Annotated in this window: 12 protein-coding genes, 4 tRNA genes, 3 rRNA genes and 2 pseudogenes (1 of these 21 running past the window's edge); 13 read left to right on the forward strand and 8 right to left on the reverse strand. The window is 48.1% G+C overall.

The features are described 5' to 3' along the window. From EPB59_RS13090 to EPB59_RS13120, 7 genes are all read left to right on the forward strand, one after another. A 16S ribosomal RNA gene (locus EPB59_RS13090) occupies positions 1–105 on the forward strand (it extends 1438 nt beyond the left edge of the window). Positions 106–173: 68 nt separating this feature from the next. Further along, positions 174–249, forward strand: a tRNA-Glu gene (locus EPB59_RS13095). Between the two features lie 19 nt (positions 250–268). Beyond that, positions 269–344: transfer RNA gene (locus EPB59_RS13100), tRNA-Lys, on the forward strand. Between the two features lie 30 nt (positions 345–374). Next, positions 375–450, forward strand: a tRNA-Val gene (locus tag EPB59_RS13105). 342 nt (positions 451–792) lie between these two features. Further along, positions 793–3679 (forward strand): 23S ribosomal RNA (locus EPB59_RS13110). Between the two features lie 94 nt (positions 3680–3773). Continuing rightward, positions 3774–3889, forward strand: a 5S ribosomal RNA gene (gene rrf, locus EPB59_RS13115). Together the 16S, 23S and 5S rRNA genes with 4 tRNA genes alongside form the textbook arrangement of a ribosomal RNA operon. A 31-nt stretch (positions 3890–3920) precedes the next feature. Then, positions 3921–3997: transfer RNA gene (locus tag EPB59_RS13120), tRNA-Asp, on the forward strand. 272 nt (positions 3998–4269) lie between these two features. Here EPB59_RS13120 and add read toward each other — a convergent pair. The 7 genes and pseudogenes from add to glnA form a co-directional block, all read right to left on the reverse strand. Continuing rightward, complete coding sequence (gene add / locus EPB59_RS13125) at positions 4270–5274, reverse strand: adenosine deaminase (RefSeq protein WP_055051356.1); 1005 nt, start codon at positions 5272–5274, stop codon at positions 4270–4272. A 97-nt stretch (positions 5275–5371) separates the two neighbouring features. Beyond that, on the reverse strand, positions 5372–7897 hold the full coding sequence (locus EPB59_RS13130) for a bifunctional diguanylate cyclase/phosphodiesterase (protein ID WP_195707012.1): 2526 nt from the start codon (positions 7895–7897) through the stop codon (positions 5372–5374). Positions 7898–7955: 58 nt separating this feature from the next. Then, positions 7956–9356, reverse strand: coding sequence for a nitrogen regulation protein NR(I) (gene glnG / locus EPB59_RS13135; RefSeq protein ID WP_055051354.1), 1401 nt, complete (start codon positions 9354–9356; stop codon positions 7956–7958). Between the two features lie 9 nt (positions 9357–9365). Next, entirely contained in the window at positions 9366–10424 is a 1059-nt protein-coding gene (gene glnL, locus EPB59_RS13140; RefSeq protein WP_055033485.1) for a nitrogen regulation protein NR(II), read from the reverse strand. A gap of 133 nt (positions 10425–10557) precedes the next feature. Next, positions 10558–10836: pseudogene (locus EPB59_RS19035) on the reverse strand (DUF4124 domain-containing protein); the annotation flags it as partial. A 95-nt stretch (positions 10837–10931) separates the two neighbouring features. After that, positions 10932–11145, reverse strand: a pseudogene (locus tag EPB59_RS19040) (DUF4124 domain-containing protein); the annotation flags it as partial. Positions 11146–11321: 176 nt separating this feature from the next. Beyond that, entirely contained in the window at positions 11322–12731 is a 1410-nt protein-coding gene (gene glnA, locus EPB59_RS13150; protein ID WP_055051352.1) for a glutamate--ammonia ligase, read from the reverse strand. A gap of 175 nt (positions 12732–12906) precedes the next feature. Here glnA and EPB59_RS18535 point away from each other — a divergent pair, with 175 nt between their 5' ends. The 6 genes from EPB59_RS18535 to EPB59_RS13180 all read left to right on the forward strand — a co-directional run bounded on the left by EPB59_RS18535 (position 12907) and on the right by EPB59_RS13180 (position 18033). Then, complete coding sequence (locus EPB59_RS18535) at positions 12907–13206, forward strand: hypothetical protein (protein WP_241666219.1); 300 nt, start codon at positions 12907–12909, stop codon at positions 13204–13206. Positions 13207–13217: 11 nt separating this feature from the next. Then, a complete protein-coding gene (typA, locus tag EPB59_RS13160) occupies positions 13218–15047 on the forward strand; it encodes a translational GTPase TypA (RefSeq protein WP_055051368.1) in 1830 nt (609 codons plus the stop codon). A 97-nt stretch (positions 15048–15144) separates the two neighbouring features. Further along, positions 15145–15675 carry an AAA family ATPase gene (locus EPB59_RS13165; protein ID WP_154173127.1) on the forward strand — a complete coding sequence of 177 codons (531 nt, stop codon included), beginning with the start codon at positions 15145–15147 and terminating at the stop codon, positions 15673–15675. A gap of 26 nt (positions 15676–15701) precedes the next feature. Further along, complete coding sequence (locus EPB59_RS13170) at positions 15702–16631, forward strand: virulence factor BrkB family protein (RefSeq protein ID WP_055051350.1); 930 nt, start codon at positions 15702–15704, stop codon at positions 16629–16631. Beyond that, positions 16603–17037 carry a D-aminoacyl-tRNA deacylase gene (dtd, locus tag EPB59_RS13175; protein ID WP_154173129.1) on the forward strand — a complete coding sequence of 145 codons (435 nt, stop codon included), beginning with the start codon at positions 16603–16605 and terminating at the stop codon, positions 17035–17037. The genes EPB59_RS13170 and dtd overlap by 29 nt, the downstream gene beginning before the upstream one ends. Before the next feature lie 72 nt (positions 17038–17109). Further along, positions 17110–18033, forward strand: a complete 924-nt coding sequence (locus EPB59_RS13180; protein ID WP_055027456.1) for a bifunctional GNAT family N-acetyltransferase/hotdog fold thioesterase — start codon at positions 17110–17112, stop codon at positions 18031–18033. A gap of 15 nt (positions 18034–18048) precedes the next feature. Here EPB59_RS13180 and EPB59_RS13185 read toward each other — a convergent pair whose 3' ends face one another. Beyond that, complete coding sequence (locus EPB59_RS13185; RefSeq protein ID WP_154173132.1) at positions 18049–19935, reverse strand: AsmA family protein; 1887 nt, start codon at positions 19933–19935, stop codon at positions 18049–18051. Positions 19936–20023: the final 88 nt, after the last annotated feature.

Genomic DNA, 20023 nt, shown 5'->3' on the forward strand with positions numbered 1-20023 from the left:
GGTAGTTTAACCTTCGGGAGGACGCTTGCCACTTTGTGGTTCATGACTGGGGTGAAGTCGTAACAAGGTAGCGCTAGGGGAACCTGGCGCTGGATCACCTCCTTACACGATGATTATCGTGATGAGTGTCCACACAGATTGATTCGGTTTAGATTAGAGAAGAGTATCTTAGTGTCCCGTTCGTCTAGAGGCCTAGGACACCGCCCTTTCACGGCGGTAACAGGGGTTCGACTCCCCTACGGGATACCACTTCCGTTGCGAAGTTAGGGGGTCGTTAGCTCAGTCGGTAGAGCAGTTGACTTTTAATCAATTGGTCGCAGGTTCGAATCCTGCACGACCCACCATTATCTTCCTCCACAGGAAGTAAAACATGTGGGCGATTAGCTCAGTTGGGAGAGCACCTGCCTTACAAGCAGGGGGTCACTGGTTCGAACCCGGTATCGCCCACCACTCTTTAAGTATTTTTGGAATGAACTTCCAAACCACCAAAAGCTGCGTGGTTCGGATTTTTGCCGCCGAAAGTCCTTAAAAAGTGGTTCTTAGTGATAAGAAATACTTTGCTCTTTAACAATTTGGAAAGCTGACAAAACAACAATTTATTGTTGTTTGTAAAGTTCTCAATGTTTATCGAAAGATAAACACCAACAACACATTCAAGTGTGCTTGGTATCGAATAAGACTTCGGTCTTGTTCAAATTTGAGTCCGGCAAAATCTGTCTCGCACTCATGTAAATTAAACGCGAGACAACTTAGGTTGTTTAAACAACAACCCGAAACTCCTTCGGGTTGTATGGTTAAGTGACTAAGCGTACACGGTGGATGCCTGGGCAGTCAGAGGCGATGAAGGACGTACTAACTTGCGATAAGCGCAGATAAGGCAGTAAGAGCCGTTTGAGTCTGCGATTTCCGAATGGGGAAACCCAACTGCATAAGCAGTTACTGTTAACTGAATACATAGGTTAACAGAGCAAACCGGGGGAACTGAAACATCTAAGTACCCCGAGGAGAAGAAATCAACCGAGATTCCGGTAGTAGCGGCGAGCGAACCTGGATTAGCCCTTAAGCACTCGGTGAAGTAGGTGAACAAGCTGGAAAGCTTGGCGATACAGGGTGATAGCCCCGTAACCGACGCTTCATCGAGCGTGAAATCGAGTAGGGCGGGACACGTGATATCCTGTCTGAATATGGGGGGACCATCCTCCAAGGCTAAATACTCCTGACTGACCGATAGTGAACCAGTACCGTGAGGGAAAGGCGAAAAGAACCCCTGTGAGGGGAGTGAAATAGAACCTGAAACCGTGTACGTACAAGCAGTAGGAGCACCTTCGTGGTGTGACTGCGTACCTTTTGTATAATGGGTCAGCGACTTATATTCAGTGGCAAGGTTAACCGTATAGGGGAGCCGTAGCGAAAGCGAGTCTTAACTGGGCGCTCAGTCTCTGGATATAGACCCGAAACCGGGTGATCTAGCCATGGGCAGGTTGAAGGTTGAGTAACATCAACTGGAGGACCGAACCGACTAATGTTGAAAAATTAGCGGATGACTTGTGGCTAGGGGTGAAAGGCCAATCAAACTCGGAGATAGCTGGTTCTCCCCGAAAGCTATTTAGGTAGCGCCTCGGACGAATACTACTGGGGGTAGAGCACTGTTAAGGCTAGGGGGTCATCCCGACTTACCAACCCTTTGCAAACTCCGAATACCAGTAAGTACTATCCGGGAGACACACGGCGGGTGCTAACGTCCGTCGTGGAGAGGGAAACAACCCAGACCGCCAGCTAAGGTCCCAAAGTATTGCTAAGTGGGAAACGATGTGGGAAGGCTCAGACAGCTAGGATGTTGGCTTAGAAGCAGCCATCATTTAAAGAAAGCGTAATAGCTCACTAGTCGAGTCGGCCTGCGCGGAAGATGTAACGGGGCTAAGCAATACACCGAAGCTGCGGCAATGTCCTTTGGACATTGGGTAGGGGAGCGTTCTGTAAGCCGTTGAAGGTGAATCGTAAGGTTTGCTGGAGGTATCAGAAGTGCGAATGCTGACATGAGTAACGACAAGGGGGGTGAAAAACCTCCCCGCCGGAAGACCAAGGGTTCCTGTCCAACGTTAATCGGGGCAGGGTGAGTCGACCCCTAAGGCGAGGCCGAAAGGCGTAGTCGATGGGAAACGGGTTAATATTCCCGTACTTCTTACAATTGCGATGGGGGGACGGAGAAGGCTAGGTGGGCCAGGCGACGGTTGTCCTGGTTCAAGTGCGTAGGCTTAAGAGTTAGGTAAATCCGGCTCTTTCTAAGGCTGAGACACGACGTCGAGCACCTACGGGTGTGAAGTCATTGATGCCATGCTTCCAGGAAAAGCCTCTAAGCTTCAGATTGTAAGGAATCGTACCCCAAACCGACACAGGTGGTCGGGTAGAGAATACCAAGGCGCTTGAGAGAACTCGGGTGAAGGAACTAGGCAAAATGGTACCGTAACTTCGGGAGAAGGTACGCTCTTGATGGTGAAGTCCCTCGCGGATGGAGCTGACGAGAGTCGCAGATACCAGGTGGCTGCAACTGTTTATTAAAAACACAGCACTGTGCAAAATCGCAAGATGACGTATACGGTGTGACGCCTGCCCGGTGCCGGAAGGTTAATTGATGGGGTTAGCGCAAGCGAAGCTCTTGATCGAAGCCCCGGTAAACGGCGGCCGTAACTATAACGGTCCTAAGGTAGCGAAATTCCTTGTCGGGTAAGTTCCGACCTGCACGAATGGCGTAATGATGGCCACGCTGTCTCCACCCGAGACTCAGTGAAATTGAAATCGCTGTGAAGATGCAGTGTACCCGCGGCTAGACGGAAAGACCCCGTGAACCTTTACTACAGCTTGGCACTGAACATTGAACCTACATGTGTAGGATAGGTGGGAGGCTATGAAGACGTGACGCCAGTTGCGTTGGAGCCGTCCTTGAAATACCACCCTTGTATGTTTGATGTTCTAACTTAGACCCATTATCTGGGTTGAGGACAGTGCCTGGTGGGTAGTTTGACTGGGGCGGTCTCCTCCCAAAGAGTAACGGAGGAGCACGAAGGTGGGCTAATCACGGTTGGACATCGTGAGGTTAGTGCAATGGCATAAGCCCGCTTAACTGCGAGAATGACGGTTCGAGCAGGTGCGAAAGCAGGTCATAGTGATCCGGTGGTTCTGTATGGAAGGGCCATCGCTCAACGGATAAAAGGTACTCCGGGGATAACAGGCTGATACCGCCCAAGAGTTCATATCGACGGCGGTGTTTGGCACCTCGATGTCGGCTCATCACATCCTGGGGCTGAAGTCGGTCCCAAGGGTATGGCTGTTCGCCATTTAAAGTGGTACGCGAGCTGGGTTTAGAACGTCGTGAGACAGTTCGGTCCCTATCTGCCGTGGGCGTTGGAAGATTGAAGGGGGCTGCTCCTAGTACGAGAGGACCGGAGTGGACGAACCTCTGGTGTTCGGGTTGTGTCGCCAGACGCATTGCCCGGTAGCTAAGTTCGGAATCGATAACCGCTGAAAGCATCTAAGCGGGAAGCGAGCCCTGAGATGAGTCTTCCCTGACAGTTTAACTGTCCTAAAGGGTTGTTCGAGACTAGAACGTTGATAGGCAGGGTGTGTAAGCGTTGTGAGGCGTTGAGCTAACCTGTACTAATTGCCCGTGAGGCTTAACCATACAACACCCAAGGGGTTTTGTAGTGGACTCAATAAGCTAAGCGCATAAGAATGTGTGTGAGAACGAAAACAGCTTTCCAGATTTTAAAATTTTGCTTGGCGACCATAGCGTTTTGGACCCACCTGATTCCATCCCGAACTCAGAAGTGAAACGAAACAGCGTCGATGGTAGTGTGGGGTTTCCCCATGTGAGAGTAGAACATCGCCAGGCTTTTAATTTAGCACCAAGCGCTAACCAATGCGGAGCGGTAGTTCAGTTGGTTAGAATACCGGCCTGTCACGCCGGGGGTCGCGGGTTCGAGTCCCGTCCGCTCCGCCACTTATTTGAGAAACCCAGTCTTACGACTGGGTTTTTTGCTTTTTGGGCAATCCCAATACCAATCCCCGCCTCTCTCTTAAACTCCAACTTCTAAGCTTCCCACTTCTTGATAGCATGATTTTTGGGGGAGCCACGCCTTGGTTATCTTCACCTCTACGCGGTATCGTGACTCAAACCTCAAGCGAATGGGGCTCTGTTGCTATTCGCGGTTGGGCGATAAGAAAAAGCCGACGGCTGAGCATCGGCTTGTAAAAGTGTAAGTAATAAAAGGTTTAGCCACGCAGAGCTGCTTTGGCTAAGAGAGCTTTTTTATCTGAATCAGAGAGAAAGGCTAATTCCAAGCCATTGATCTGTGCTTGGCGGATCTGTTGTTGACTGAGTCCTGCTTGAGGTGCCGCCACTTCGTACTCATAGGGCAATTCGATCCCTTCAACGGCAGGATCATCGGTGTTAATACAAGCTAAGATCTCATGCTCTAAAAAGCGTTTGAGTGGGTGAGTCACTAGACTTTCGACAGTGCTGGTTTGTAGGTTGGACGTTAGACAAGACTCAATACCGATACGATGCTGAGCGAGGTAATCCATCAATTTTGGGTCATGGATTGCTTTGACGCCATGGCCAATCCTTGTTGCGCCAAGCTCTTTAATGGCTTGCCACATGCTCTCAGGACCTGCAGCTTCACCTGCATGGACGGTAACCTGTAATCCTGCATCTCTGACTTGTTTGAAATGTTGGATAAAGCGGTCACCGGGTTGTCCCAGCTCATCTCCGGCCAGATCGACCGCCACAATATGATTTTTTTGGCTTAGGATGGCGTCGAGTTCTTGTTGGCAAGCATCGGTACCAAAGGTGCGGCTCATAATGCCAATAAGGTTCGCTTGAATACCAAAATCACGTACACCAGCGCGGACTCCATCGACAACGGCTTCTACCACTCCTGCAACAGGTAAGCTGTGTTTCATCGCCATGTAATAAGGGGAGAAACGTAGCTCGGCATAGTCAATACGGGCGTTCAGTGCATCTTCTACGTTTTCATACGCGACACGACGACACGCTTCAAGATCACCTAAGACGGCAACCCCCCAATCCAATTTAGAAAGAAACGCAACGAGTGAAGGTTCAGCTTCGACAATTTGCACATAAGGAGTGAGGGTTTCAATGGTGTTGGCGGGTAATTGAACCCCAAATTTTTGCCCTAATTCTAAAATGGTTTGCGTGCGGATATTCCCATCAAGATGACGATGCAAATCGGTTAAAGGGAGCGATGAAGTTATCATTATTGTTGTCCTTATCAGTATTTGCCGTTAAGTATAAAAACCAATCCATGAGCTGTCAGCTAACGAAAGGCAAGAAAAGGACATATTTTGTTTAACTTTACTTCATGTTAACCAGATTTGTTGGCCAATCCTGATAGGCGATAGGTTTACTGAATAGAAAGCCCTGACCATGTGGGCAATTTAATTGAGTCAGTAAATCCACCTGCTCTTGAGTCTCTACTCCTTCGGCTACGAGCTCGACTTTAAATCCTCGGGTCATGTTAACGATGGCGGCAACAACACTGTTCTCAATATTCTGAGTATTGAGTTGTGCAATGAATTCGCGGTCTATTTTTAGGCAGTCAAAAGGCAGTTTATGTAGATAGGCTAGGGAGCTATAACCTGTGCCAAAATCATCAATGGCAATGTGGATGCCGGCTTTTTTTAACTCCAACATGTTGTGCAAAATCACTGGATCATTATCAACGATACGCGATTCTGTAATTTCCAACGTGAGATTTGACGGTGGAAGTTGGGATTTTTCGAGAATGCGGTATAGCTGAGACATGAAATCAGGATGTGAGAGCTGATTGACGGAGAGGTTGACATGCATGTGGAAACTAGCCGGCCATTTGTTTTCTTGTATGCCACGCACGGTATCGATGCAGGCTTGGCGGAGAATTTGCTCACCAATTGCGTTGATTAAGCCACTTTCCTCGGCGATAGGAATAAACTCCATAGGAGGAATTAAGCCGAGCTCTGGAGAGATCCAGCGGGCCAGTGCTTCAGCACCTAAAACCTCACCACTATGTAAATCGACAATCGGTTGATAGAAAGGAACGAACTCGTGATTGTCGAGTGCCAATTTTATTTGAGTGACCATTTGCATCCTTTTACGGGATGCATTCGCCATTTCTGGGGAATATAAACTGATCCGAGTTCGATCAACTTTCGCATTACTAAGTGCAATGCTGCCGTTGCGTAGCCATGCGGTCATATTCGTTTCTTCTAATGAGACAATGCCAATCGAAACATTCACGGCAATATTGTCACTAGGCATACTGAAAGGGGACGCAAACAGCTTGAGAATGTTGGTTGCAATCAGTTTTAAATCGTCTTGTTGGTTAGTCTCTGGAAGATAAATCGCAAACTCATCTCCACCAATCCGTGCAATCCGCGCAGGGGATGGAAAGGTTAAATTGAGCCGTTGTGCTATTGCTATAAGCAATTGATCTGCCTGATGATGTCCTAAGCTGTCGTTAATGTCGCGGAATTTATCTATCCCGATCAGGAGCAAGCCCCCATTGAGTTGAGGGAGTTGATTACAATTTTCAACTAAGCCTTCTCTGCTTAGCAATTGGGTTAATGAGTCATGCACCAATTGAGTTCGCAGAGCTTTAAACGATGTTTTTAAGTTATTGGTCATCTCCACGAAGGCTTGAACTAATAGACTGGTTTCGTAGATTTGTCCGGGCTTGGGCATGCTGGCTGACCAGTTGCCATTTGCGAGCTGCCGAGCAGCAGATGCTGTCGAAATGATAGGATTTGCTACGCGATTTAGCGTCATTAAGCCTATCAGTAGTCCAATAAGACTGACGGCAAGGCCAATCATCCAACTGGTTTTTTGGTTTTCAGGCAAGCTACCCAAAAGATCGGCTTCGGCAATGGAAACACTGATGTACCAAGCTAAACCATACTGATCGGTAAAGGCTGAAATCTTATTAAAGTAGCGCTGGTTAGCGACGTGTGTAGTAAACATGTCACTATTGAGGTTTTGTTCGTTGAGCTGTTCTGCGCTGCTTTTAATGATTGGATTGGGGTTTTCAACGGCAAGCAGTCTTTCTCCTTTTGGGCTGAGTTCAGTCCCCCATGACACAACACTGCTGTCGTTAGAGTGGGCAATTAAGCGATGTTGGCTGTCGATGACATACACATCGGCATTAATTCTTTGTTTAAGTTGGGCAAGAAATTGATTAAAAGTGTTGAGTTTGACATCCGAAACCATCACGCCTACAAAAGTGGCATCTTGAAAAACAGGACTGAGGGCGGAAAGCGTGATTTCTTGTTTTTCATCCACATTGGTATACACCGCAGACCATTGTGCTGACGGTTTTTCAGCAATAGGGGCATACCAAGGACGGACCCGAGGATCGTAGTTATCGATGATCGTATGGTATTTTTCATCGATGGTTGGGCTTTGATAAATCACCAATTTATTCTCAGTGCGCTCATCCTTAAGCATCAAGCTGTACTGATCAGGTGCATCTTTTCGTAACCCCACGTACTCGCCGTTGATGCCACCAAAGCCAAGGACATCGATTTGTTGAATATTTTTGCCAATCGGTTGGGAGGCTGCACGGATAAAATCTTCGATTTTGCTGGCATCATCCCTTTGGTAAAGGTGATGAAAGCCAACGTTATACGCGATCATTTGGTTAGCAAAAAAGGGGCGATCTAAAAAGTCCGACAAGCGTTGTGAGATACTGTCGGTCAAATAGGATAACTGCTTAGTGCTGAGCTCTTTTACGGTCTGTTCATAACGGTAAGTTTGAACAGCCGCCATAGCCAAAATTGTGAACAAAAAAATCAGTACAAACGGCAGTATGATGGCAGTTTTTAAGCGAATTTGGCGTTTTAACGGCATACCCTTCTCTAATCTCACTTCCTGTGCAGTAAAGTTGGGTAGGCCGTTCAGCTGACACTTAATATAACTCTTTGAGTTTACGTGTTAGCGTATTCCGTCCCCAGCCCAATACTTTGGCGGCTTCTTGTTTATGCCCATTGGTATGGTTAAGTGCCGCTTCTAAAAGTATACGTTCAAATTCTGGGAGTGCGTAGGCGAGTAATTCGGTTTCACCAGAAGCCAACGCAGACTTTGCCCATGTTTCTAATTGTTTCTGCCAACTTATATCATTATCAAAATGACTGGCTTTTCTTTCTGATAATAATTCTGGAGGAAGATCACTTGGCAGCACCTCACTACCGCTTGCCATCACCGTTAGCCAACGGCACATGTTTTCAAGTTGGCGAACGTTGCCGGGCCAATCAAGTTTAGTCAGGATATCAACGGTTCGTGGGTTGAGTGTTTTCATCTCAACACCCAGCTCTTTCGCTGCTAAGGCTAAAAAGTGCTTCGTCAATTTTTCGATATCTTGTCGACGTTCACGCAGTGATGGGATGTGGATGCGGATAACATTCAGACGATGGAATAAGTCTTCACGGAACTTGCCTTGATGGACCAATTTCTCAAGGTTTTGATGTGTCGCCGCGACAATTCGCACATCGACTTTAATTGCGACATGACCGCCAACGCGATAAAACTGGCCATCGGCCAAGACTCGTAATAGTCGGGTTTGAATATCCAGTGGCATATCGCCAATTTCGTCGAGAAATAAAGTACCGCCATTGGCTTGTTCGAAGCGTCCTTGGCGTACTGTGTTGGCTCCGGTAAACGCCCCTTTTTCATGGCCAAACAGCTCTGATTCGATCAGATCTTTCGGAATTGCGGCCATATTCAGTGCAATAAACGGTTTTTGCGCGCGAGGGCTATGCCGATGCAGTGCATGAGCGACCAATTCTTTCCCTGTGCCCGATTCACCATTGATCAGTACCGAAATGGAAGAGCGAGATAAACGCCCAATTGCGCGAAACACTTCTTGCATTGCGGGAGCTTCGCCAATGATTTCGGGGGCGGAATAGTTTTCGCTTGGGCGATGTGACACCTTGCGCTGCTCTTGTCCGTGGGCAATCGCTCGTTCGACTAACGTAAGCGTTTCATCGACATCAAAAGGTTTGGGGAGATATTCAAAAGCCCCTTGTTGGTATGCGTTCACGGCAGCATCCAAATCGGAATGCGCCGTCATGATAATGACGGGAAGTTCTGGGATCTGCTGATGTACTTGATTTAACAGAGCAATACCATCCATTCCGGGCATACGGATATCGGACACTAAGACATCGGGAGTTTCTCGCTCTAGTGCAAGTAACACACTTTCCGCATCGGCGAACGTTTCGCATTTTATATTGGCGGAAGAGAGCGTCTTCTCCATCACCCAACGGATGGAGCTATCATCATCGACGACCCAAACGTATCCTCTACTCATAGACAATCCTTAACAGCAATTCAAAATTGGCAAATAAATGGTAAACATGGTGCGTCCTGGCCAGCTTTGCACCTCTATTTTTCCCTGATGTTGATCGATCAGATTTTGTGAAATGGATAAACCCAATCCCGTTCCGCCCTCGCGACCGCTCACCATGGGATAAAATAAGGTGTCTTGGAGCTCAGGAGGGATGCCGGGACCATTGTCGATAATCTCTATACTGGCTACGAGCTTATAACGCTGACCATGGATATTCGCTTGGTGCACGGTTCTGGTGCGTAAGGTAATCACGCCATGCGGTTGATCCGCTAAAATCTGTGCCGCATTGCTGACAATATTCAACAAGGCTTGCTCGATCTGATCGGTGTCCATCAAAATATTCGGCAGGCTTGGGTCATAATCCCGTTCAAAAACCAGATTGGATCCCGCTTCAAGAACCACGAGTTGACGCACTTTTTCTAAAATGAGATGCAGATTCTCCCATTTCTTTTCACCAGGACGCTGTGGACCTAATAAGCGATCGACTAAGCTACGCAAGCGATCGGCTTGTTCGATGATAATTTGGGTATATTCCGTGAGTGCGGGATCCGGCAACATACGCTCTAAGAGTTGTGCTGCGCCTCTTAAACCTCCGAGGGGGTTTTTTATTTCATGGGCCAACCCTCTAACCAAGAGTTTCGCCGCTTGTTGCTGCGCGTGTTGATTCAACTCTTGGGTTAGGCGACGTTGTTGACCAATCGTGCGCATTTCTGCCAGTAACAATAGCTCTTTTTGCCATGACACCGGACTGACGGTGACCTCGAGTAACAAGGGTTTTCCATCAACGACTAAAGTGACGTCACTATCGGTAATACTCTGACCACTTTGCAATGGTTGAGTCAGCAGTTGGAGATCCAGTGATGAGTGCTGAACAAGTTGCCGTAAGCTTTGATGCATTAAGCGTTTCATGCTTTGCGAAAAGAGCTGCTCGGCGGCAGGGTTCGCATAGCGGATCATCAGAGACTCATCGAGAATGAATACCGATGTGACCTGATTATTAATAATGGTTTGATTCAGTTCTGCACTCACACTCATTCTCGCTCGATAATCACTTCACTACCTATGCACAAATTTGGTGCATTAAGCATTAAGTATGGCGCAAGGGAGTGCAAACCCAAAGTGGAACTCCCTACGCAATCGAGCGAACGGTCACATCTTTTCGTTATTTCACCGTTGCTCGATGCAGATGCACCGTGATAATCGATGAAGATGCAATAATCTTGCCGTTTTCAATAGCTTGGATGGTGAAGGTGTGAGTCCCTCGATCGATATTTTTTAACTCCCAATTCGGTTGATTGGTGGGGGCGCCATAAGGTCGGCCATCCATCAACAGTTGAAGCTGTTCGCCAATCGAGAGTTTTCGGTTGAGCTCGGATCGAATGCTGATCGTACCGCTATTGCTACGCACCGTATCATCATGTTGGGGAGAAATCATGGTAACGGTGAGAGGGGGGAGCTGTTGTGGGGGGATGGGAGAGGCTGCCTCACTCAACTCAGTATCGGTTGAGGTCGCTTCGCTGAATGTAGACGCGGTGCTTGTCTCCTCCACGGGTTGGGATGAATCGAAGCTGGGCGCTGGAGCTTGCGCTTCATAATCCGGTAAATGGATGGCTTTTGCTTTGTCACTCTGTGGGCTATCGCTAAAGTTCAGGACACCTTTTTCATCAATCCAAGTGTAGACGTTTTGTGCTGTAACTTGCGGTACCCATAATAAACTGACGAGTAACCATAAGGGACGAGACGATGGCATATATCACCTCAATAACATGAAGTTTCACTCTATAGATCATGAGTTTATACCCATGACTAAAATTGTAAGCCACATGTTAAAACGAACCCTGAGAGGACTAAATATGCAAAAGGCCCGCCTGCGAGGCGAGCCTAAATATTGATGTAACCTAAGTTACCTTTTACACAAGCTGAGAATTAAACTGAGTAGTACAGTTCGAATTCAAGTGGGTGTACTGCAACGTTCACACGCTCTACATCTTTGGTTTTCAGCTCGATGTAAGAGTCGATGAAATCATCAGAGAATACGCCGCCAGCGGTTAAGAACTCACGATCTGCATCCAAGTATTGCAGAGCTTGTTGTAGAGACTCTGCCACTTTTGGAATCTCTGCTGCTTCTTCTGCTGGTAGATCGTACAGATCTTTATCCATTGCTTCTCCTGGATGGATCTTGTTCTTGATACCATCAAGACCCGCCATCAGCATGGCTGCAAACGCCAAGTATGGGTTTGCTGCTGGATCTGGGAAGCGAACTTCGATACGACGTGCTTTCGGGCTTGGTACCACTGGAATACGGATAGACGCCGAACGGTTACGCGCAGAGTAAGCCAGCATTACTGGTGCTTCGTAGTGAGGAACCAGACGCTTGTATGAGTTGGTGGATGGGTTAGTGATTGCGTTCAGCGCGCGAGCGTGCTTGATGATACCACCGATGTAGTAGATTGCCATTTCAGACAAGCCGCCGTACTTGTCACCCGCAAACAGGTTAACGCCATCTTTTGCCAGAGATTGGTGAACGTGCATACCTGAGCCGTTATCGCCAACCAGTGGCTTAGGCATAAAGGTTGCTGTTTTACCAAAAGCGTGCGCAACGTTGTGTACAACGTACTTGTAGATTTGGATTTCGTCTGCTTTCGTGGTGAGCGTGTTGAAGCGAGTGGCAATTTCGTTCTGACCCGCAGTCGCTACTTCATGGTGGTGTGCTTCAACAACCAGACCCATTTCTTCCATAATCAGACACATCGCTGAACGGATGTCTTGTGATGAGTCAACGGGAGCAACTGGGAAGTAACCACCTTTTACGCCAGGGCGGTGACCTTTGTTACCATCTTCGTATTCAGTACCTGTGTTCCATGCCGCTTCTACATCGTCAATCTTGAAGAATGAACCAGACATGTTGGTGGCAAATTTCACATCGTCAAACAGGAAGAATTCAGGCTCAGGACCGACAAGAACTGTGTCTGCGATACCGGTAGAGCGCATATATTCTTCTGCGCGTTTTGCGATAGAACGTGGGTCGCGATCGTAACCTTGCATCGTCGCAGGTTCTAAGATGTCACAACGAATGTTCAGAGTAGCATCTTCAGTAAATGGATCGAGCACGGCAGAAGATGGATCAGGCATCATGACCATGTCGGATTCGTTGATACCTTTCCAACCTGCAACAGATGAACCATCGAACATTTTACCGTCTTCGAAGAAGTCAGCATCGATTTGGTGAGCAGGGATAGAGATGTGCTGCTCTTTACCTTTAGTATCGGTAAAACGCAGGTCAACAAACTTAACTTCGTTTTCTTGGATCAGCGATAGAACATTTTCTACTGACATCTTGGATAACCTCCGGTGTTTTTAAGCGGTATGGGCTCGAGTCTTAAATAAAGTCGGCAAAGATTACTACGTTGTACTATGGGTAACCGATGCTGAAATTACTAAAGCGAAAAGCGTGCCATGTTTATAAATCCAATATAAATCATGGTTTTGGTCGGGATGTTTCTGGTTTCTTATGTTTCTTTGCACCAAAAAGATCCCTTTGTGCACTATTGTGGTGCGCTGTGTTGTTGCTCTGCACCATGTTTTACCAAAACGTTTGCTATTTCGCGCTCAATTGCAGGGGTTGTCAATGGCTCTTGAGCCTGAAACTGCTGGGATAAGGAAAGATGCGCAGCAAAATGAAGAAAAAGTGGGCTATTTCAGCGTGACAGATCACATATTTCTAGGTTTTCCGCTAAAATCTGGTACATTATTGGCCGTTTTTGAACCATGTTCGGCGACTGCTTTGGCAGCCAGCCTCAATGAAAAGTGAAGCAAACCCCGATGACCACTCCGCAAATTGAAAAATTAAGAAACATCGCGATTATCGCGCACGTTGACCACGGTAAAACCACCCTGGTTGACAAACTGCTCCAGCAATCCGGCACGTTAGAGTCTCGCGGTGATGTTGAAGAGCGAGTCATGGACTCGAACGACATTGAAAAAGAGCGTGGTATCACCATCCTGGCGAAAAACACCGCTATCAACTGGAATGATTACCGCATCAACATCGTAGACACCCCAGGACACGCGGACTTCGGTGGCGAAGTTGAGCGTATTATGTCGATGGTAGACTCTGTGCTGCTGATTGTTGACGCTGTTGATGGCCCTATGCCACAAACTCGCTTCGTAACCCAAAAAGCCTTTGCTCACGGTTTGAAGCCAATCGTTGTTATTAACAAAATTGACCGTCCGGGCGCACGCCCAGATTGGGTTATGGATCAGGTATTTGACCTGTTCGACAACCTAGGTGCGACTGACGAACAGCTAGACTTCCAAGTGGTATATGCTTCAGCTCTGAACGGTTGGGCAACTCTGGTTGAAGGCGAAACTGGCGAAAACATGGAACCTCTGTTCCAAGCCATCGTGGATAACGTTGCTGCGCCACAAGTTGACCTTGATGGTCCACTGCAAATGCAAATTTCTCAGCTGGATTACAGCTCTTACGTTGGTGTTATCGGTGTTGGCCGTATCAAGCGCGGTAAAGTAAAACCAAACCAACAAGTGACGGTTATCGGTGCTGATGGTAAGAAACGTAACGGTAAAATCGGTACTGTTCTGGGCTACCTTGGCCTGCAACGTTCTGAAACTGACCAAGCAACAGCAGGCGACATCGTTGCGGTAACCGGTCTGGGCGAGCTGAAAATCTCTGACACTATCTGTGATGTGAACACGCTTGAAGCGCTGCCACCACTGAGTGTAGATGAACCAACCGTAACCATGACCTTCCAAGTAAACACGTCTCCATTTGCGGGTAAAGAAGGTAAGTTCGTGACTTCACGTAACATCCTTGAGCGTCTGGAAAAAGAACTGGTGCACAACGTAGCACTGCGTGTTGAACAAACTGAAGATCCAGACAAATTCCGCGTTTCAGGTCGTGGTGAGCTTCACCTATCGATCCTGATCGAAAACATGCGTCGTGAAGGCTTTGAACTGGCTGTATCTCGTCCTGAAGTTATCCTGAAGCACGAAGACGGCCAACTGATGGAACCGTTTGAAACGGTCACCATCGACGTGCAAGAAGAGCACCAAGGCGGCATCATGGAGAAAATCGGCATGCGTAAAGGCGAGCTGAAAGACATGTCTCCAGATGGCAAAGGCCGTATCCGTCTAGATTTCGTGATGCCTTCTCGTGGCTTGATCGGTTTCCAAACTGAATTCATGACTCTGACTTCAGGTTCAGGTCTGCTGTACCATACTTTTGACCATTACGGTCCACACAAGGGCGGTGTAATCGGTCAGCGTGTGAACGGTGTTCTGGTTTCTAACGGTACGGGTAAGGCACTAACGAACGCGCTGTTCAACCTGCAAGAGCGTGGCCGTATGTTCATTGGCCACGGTGTGGAAGTTTACGAAGGTATGGTGATCGGTATTCACAGCCGTGATAACGACCTGACTGTAAACCCTCTGAAAGGTAAGCAACTGACTAACGTTCGTGCATCTGGTACTGATGATGCGCAGGTTCTTACGCCGCCAATCATTATGTCTCTGGAACAAGCTCTAGAGTTCATCGATGATGACGAACTGGTAGAAGTAACACCAGTGAGCATCCGTATCCGTAAACGCTACCTGACCGAAAACGATCGTAAGCGTGCTTCTCGTGATGCCAAATAATCGCTGATTCTCGTCTTCTGACTTGATAAGTTATCCAAGCCCTTAGCTGTTGCCAGTTAAGGGCTTTATTTTTTGCCGCTAAAAGAAAAGGAATACCATGTCACTCGTGATTATTTCTGGTGGCCCAGGTGCTGGAAAAACGACCTTGTTGGATGCTTTGGCAGGGCGTGGTTATCGCGTATATCCCGAGGTTCCCCGTCTGCTGATTGAGCGTGAGAGTTCCAAACAGAACGGTATTTTACCTTGGCATGATTTACCTGCCTTTGCCGCGCTCTGCTATGACGCGATGTTGGTGCAAAAGCATTCTGCTATAAACGAGCCGATGGTGTTTTTGGATCGTGCGATCCCCGATATTTGTGCGTACTTATTGGGTGCAGAGTTGGCGGTGCCTGAAAAATATTGGTCAGCGAGCTCGGGCTATCATCCACACGTGTTGATGTGTGAACCCAACGCCATCACCTATCAACAAGATGATGTTCGCCCGTATTCGCTAGAAGAGGCGCAGCAAATCCATCATCGGTTAGTGCAGACTTACTCAGAACTAGGCTATCAGTGTATTGAGGTGCCAATGACGAGTGTTGAGAATCGCGTGGAATTTGTATTGAACACCTTATCCGTGGCAGGATAACCGCAACGAAATGACAAGGATGAGCTATGAAATTGACTCACTCTTTTATTGAGCAGAAAGCTCGGCAAGGGCTGCATTTTTTCCGCTATCTACTGTCTCGGATGAACCATGACCGAGTCAATGTGAATGCGGGCTATCTGGCTTACATCACCTTATTATCAATGGTGCCGATGCTGACAGTTTTGCTGTCGATTCTTTCTTCTTTCTCAATTTTTGCCAGCGCAGGGGAGGTGATCCAAGATTTCGTTATCACCCATTTTGTGCCAGCAGCAGGAGAAGTAGTGAAAACCGCCTTGGTGGAGTTTGTGGCGAATACTGGGAAAATGACCGCGGTTGGTGGCGCTTTCTTGTTTGTTGCTGCCATCATGCTGATTTCCAATATCGATAAAAACTTGAATTACATCTGGCGAGTGCAGCAGAAGCGTCGCGCGGTGTTTTCATTTTCAATGTATTGGATGATTTTGACGCTCGGCCCCATTTTGGTGGGAGCGAGTATTGCGGCAACCTCGTACATTACTTCCTTAAAAATCTTAGACAATGAGACCCTTTCGGGGGCGTACAACCTATTTTTGCGCTGGCTGCCTTTTGTGCTCTCCTATTGTGCCTTCGTCGGGTTGTATCTTTTGGTGCCGAATAAAAAAGTGCATTTACAGCATGCGATGACAGGGGCGTTGATTGCTGCCGTGTTGTTTGAGCTGAGCAAAAAAGGCTTCGCCGCCTACATCACTCAGTTTCCTTCTTATCAGTTGATATACGGTGCACTTGCCGCGATTCCTATCTTGTTTGTTTGGGTGTATTTATGTTGGCTCATTGTATTGGTGGGAGCGGAAGTCACCGCCGCGCTTGGCGAGCGTGAGCACTGGAGTGACTCACCAGACATGCTACACTTTGCGCCATTACCAAAGAGTGAAATAGAGGAAAAACAGAGTGATAGCACTGATCCAACGAGTAAGTGAAGCCGCAGTACGGGTTGATGGTGAAGTGGTCGGCGCAATTGATAAGGGACTTTTAGTGCTACTCGGTGTCGAACGTGAAGATGATGAAGCGAAAGCCAAGCGATTGGTTGAGCGAGTGACCAGCTATCGAGTGTTTGAAGATAGCGAAGGTAAGATGAATCTGAGCGTGAAAGATGTGGGTGGCAGTGTGTTAGTGGTGTCGCAATTTACGCTACCCGCAGACACGAAAAAAGGTACTCGTGCCGGATTTTCACGCGGTGCTGTCCCACAAGAGGCTGAGCGGTTATATGATTATTTCTCAGACCTTTGCACGCAAGTTTTACCGACTGAGCGCGGCCGTTTTGCGGCAGATATGAAAGTGTCACTGATCAATGATGGGCCAGTGACGTTTTGGCTACAGGCTTAATTTGCCTCGTGTTACCAAATGAATAACCAAGCGTGTCTTACGTAAGGCAAGGCACCTGTTCAGGGATTGAGTATGTTCAAACTTATTACGCCGACCACGGATAATCAGCTCAATAAGTACTTCCATTTTCGTTGGCAAATGTTGCGCGAGCCATGGCGGATGCCGATCGGTTCTGAGCGTGATGAATACGATTCGATGAGCCACCACCGGATGATTGTCGATAGCCGTGGCTATCCAATGGCGATTGGTCGTCTCTACATTACCCCCGATAGTGAAGGGCAGATCCGTTATATGGCGGTGAAAGCCAATCGTCGCTCCAAGGGTATGGGCTCACTCATTCTCGTGGCACTTGAATCCTTAGCGCGCCAAGAGGGCGCCAAGCGTTTAGTGTGTAATGCCCGCGAAGATGCGATTCCGTTTTATGCCAAAAATGGCTTCGAACGTCGGGGAGAATTAACCGATGAACGCGGCCCAGTACGACATCAGCAGATGGTGAAAACGCTCGACCCGATGGCGAATGTGCTGCGTAAGCCGGAGTGGTGTACTGAGCTGCAAGATCGTTGGGGTAAGCAAATTCCGATCAGCGATAAAATGGGCATTAAAATCCAGCAATACACGGGTTATCAATTCCAGTGTTGTGCGCAGCTCAATCCCAACCTCAATCCGCATAATACTTTGTTCGCGGGCTCGGCGTTTACCCTCGCAACCTTGACTGGTTGGGGTATGGCATGGCTGTTAATGCGTGAGCGCGATCTGCATGGCGATATTGTGTTGGTGGATAGCCATATTCGCTATCGCCACCCTGTGGTGCAAAATCCGCTCGCATCGACTTCTCTCGATGGGATTAGTGGTGATTTAGATCGTTTAGAATCGGGCCGCAAAGCACGTATTGTGGTGCGTGTCATCATCTCTAGCGGTGACGTGGAAGCAATCGAGTTTATCGGTACTTATATGCTGATCCCGAACTATAAAGCGTTGTTGGCACAAAAATCCTGATGATCACGCAGCGCATTATGGTGCGCTGCGACAGTCTTTACCAACCAGTCTCGCCTGTTTGAAATCCCATTGTAGTTCCATGCATTGATCTGCCCAGCGCTGTGTGATCGCCAATAACCATTGGCCACGCTCCGGTTCGATAAGGTCAGTGCTGCCACTGAGTTGAGCTTGTAGCGTTGGCCCTTTGAGTGGAGTGGGAGTGATGGTTATCCGCCCTCGATCGGCGTTCATTTTGAGATCTTCTAACTCAAACGGTTGGGTGATGAAAGTATGCTCACCGCGCAGTGAGAGTAATCCTTGGCGTAAACTCAATTGTAATTGCCCATCAAGCGAATGAGCGAGCATGTTGCGATCACCCGCCATACCTTGCGCCGTCAGGCTGATATCGGCCAGTGCTTCAAGGCCAAACGGCAGCTTGAACCATGGTTGCAGCGGCCCAATAGGTAGAGAATCGGTGTCGAGTGAGAGCTGCCAAGGTGAACTGAGTGACGATAAATCCCAACTGGCATGAGCTTCAATATAACCGTGTTCTAGCGGTAAAAAGGCGCGAGTTAACTGCCATATACCCTGTTCACTGTGCATATTGAGCACGCTTTGGGTGCTCAGAATACCGGCATAGCTGGCACTGTTGGCCGTCACCGCGAGTTTGCCTTGCCAAAAGCCCCACTGACCGCTTTTGGCCCATTGCAGTTGTTGCCCATCGGCATTCAGCCCAGAGGCCTGCCAAAAAGGCTGTTGAACGGTTTGGATGAGTTGCAGATTATTAATATCCAACTTATCAATGCTGACGTTCTGCCAAGCAGGTAAGGTTTGAGTGAAGATCTGCCAATCTTGCGGCTGCTCTGCAATCCACTTCACGCCGCTGATGGAGAGTTGGGAGAGTGCGACACTCGTTTCGGAGATCTTGCCCTTAAGTTGCACATCGCCTTGCCATACTTGAGTATGCCCTTCAATCTCGATGCCTGAGGGGGTGAAAGTCAACTCGGCATTAGGCTCTACCCACTGTGTGGCACGCCATTGTGCTGAATCCGCATTGAGCGACAGGTAACCTTGAGGTTGTTGCCAAAGACTCTGTTGAAGACGGTAATCTTCAATAGAAAGATTGAGGTTTTCCCACGCCACACCATTTACGGTCAGTTGGCTGTTCAGTAGGTCTAGACTGTTAATGTGCTGAATATTTGGCGATATCTTTTGCCATAGCGGGTGGTTTTGCCACTGATCAAGATTGAGCTTAAGTTGGCTGATGGTGACATTGACCAGTGACCAGCCTTCCGGATATTGCTCTGCTTGTCCTGAAATTGGGCTTTGATGCCAGTTGAAAGAAAAACCATACACTGTGCTGTCTTGCGCTTGGTAATTGGCATCAACCAATACTTGGTTAAAGGCCTCACCATGAACGCTGATCTGTTCGGCAGAAAGCTGGATTTTACCGTAGGGTAACAACTGCTGTGGTGAAGCCCAAACCGGTTGTTTGATCTGTAAACTCACCCCACGCGCGATAATACCCTGGTCAGCCCAATCAATATTGTGCAGCGCCAACTGGTTGAGATGGACGGAATCGGGCAAGGTGAAAGCAGGCAAGCCGTGGGCGAGGTTCGCACCATCAATCAAAACACTGTCGATTTCGAGCTTTTTCTCAAGTAATCCATAAGGGTTCACCCACAAATCCATTTGTTGTAATTCAATGACGGGCTCCGAGGCTATCTGTACATCACTTAAGCGCAGCTTAAATGGGTACAGGTATTCTATCTTGGCAAAGCGCAGCGTTTCCGGCCACAACTGCTGCACTATCCATTGCGCAGAAGGCGTGAAATAGCGGGTGTGCATAATGCCAAATCCCGCTAATACGAAAATCAGTAGCAGTGCGATACCCGCTACGCCCATGGCCAGTAGTTTTCTCATAATCTCTGCGTTGCCATCATTCAATGATACTCATCAATCCACACCCAAGCTTGGAGTAAAGCACGAGAGACAGCAACAAAAAAAGCCC

It is taken from the genome of Vibrio metoecus, from assembly GCF_009665255.1.
GTDB classification, from domain to species: Bacteria; Pseudomonadota; Gammaproteobacteria; order Enterobacterales; family Vibrionaceae; genus Vibrio; species Vibrio metoecus_B.

What these genes read in the sequence shown, in the direction of transcription:
- add (WP_055051356.1), bottom strand. Translation starts at nt 5,274, where the DNA reads ATGATAACTTCATCGCTCCCTTTAACCGATTTGCATCGTCATCTTGAT.
- EPB59_RS13130 (WP_195707012.1), bottom strand. Translation starts at nt 7,897, where the DNA reads ATGCCGTTAAAACGCCAAATTCGCTTAAAAACTGCCATCATACTGCCG.
- glnG (WP_055051354.1), bottom strand. Translation starts at nt 9,356, where the DNA reads ATGAGTAGAGGATACGTTTGGGTCGTCGATGATGATAGCTCCATCCGT.
- glnA (WP_055051352.1), bottom strand. Translation starts at nt 12,731, where the DNA reads ATGTCAGTAGAAAATGTTCTATCGCTGATCCAAGAAAACGAAGTTAAG.
- EPB59_RS18535 (WP_241666219.1), top strand. Translation starts at nt 12,907, where the DNA reads ATGTTTCTTTGCACCAAAAAGATCCCTTTGTGCACTATTGTGGTGCGC.
- typA (WP_055051368.1), top strand. Translation starts at nt 13,218, where the DNA reads ATGACCACTCCGCAAATTGAAAAATTAAGAAACATCGCGATTATCGCG.
- EPB59_RS13165 (WP_154173127.1), top strand. Translation starts at nt 15,145, where the DNA reads ATGTCACTCGTGATTATTTCTGGTGGCCCAGGTGCTGGAAAAACGACC.
- EPB59_RS13170 (WP_055051350.1), top strand. Translation starts at nt 15,702, where the DNA reads ATGAAATTGACTCACTCTTTTATTGAGCAGAAAGCTCGGCAAGGGCTG.
- EPB59_RS13180 (WP_055027456.1), top strand. Translation starts at nt 17,110, where the DNA reads ATGTTCAAACTTATTACGCCGACCACGGATAATCAGCTCAATAAGTAC.
- EPB59_RS13185 (WP_154173132.1), bottom strand. Translation starts at nt 19,935, where the DNA reads ATGAGAAAACTACTGGCCATGGGCGTAGCGGGTATCGCACTGCTACTG.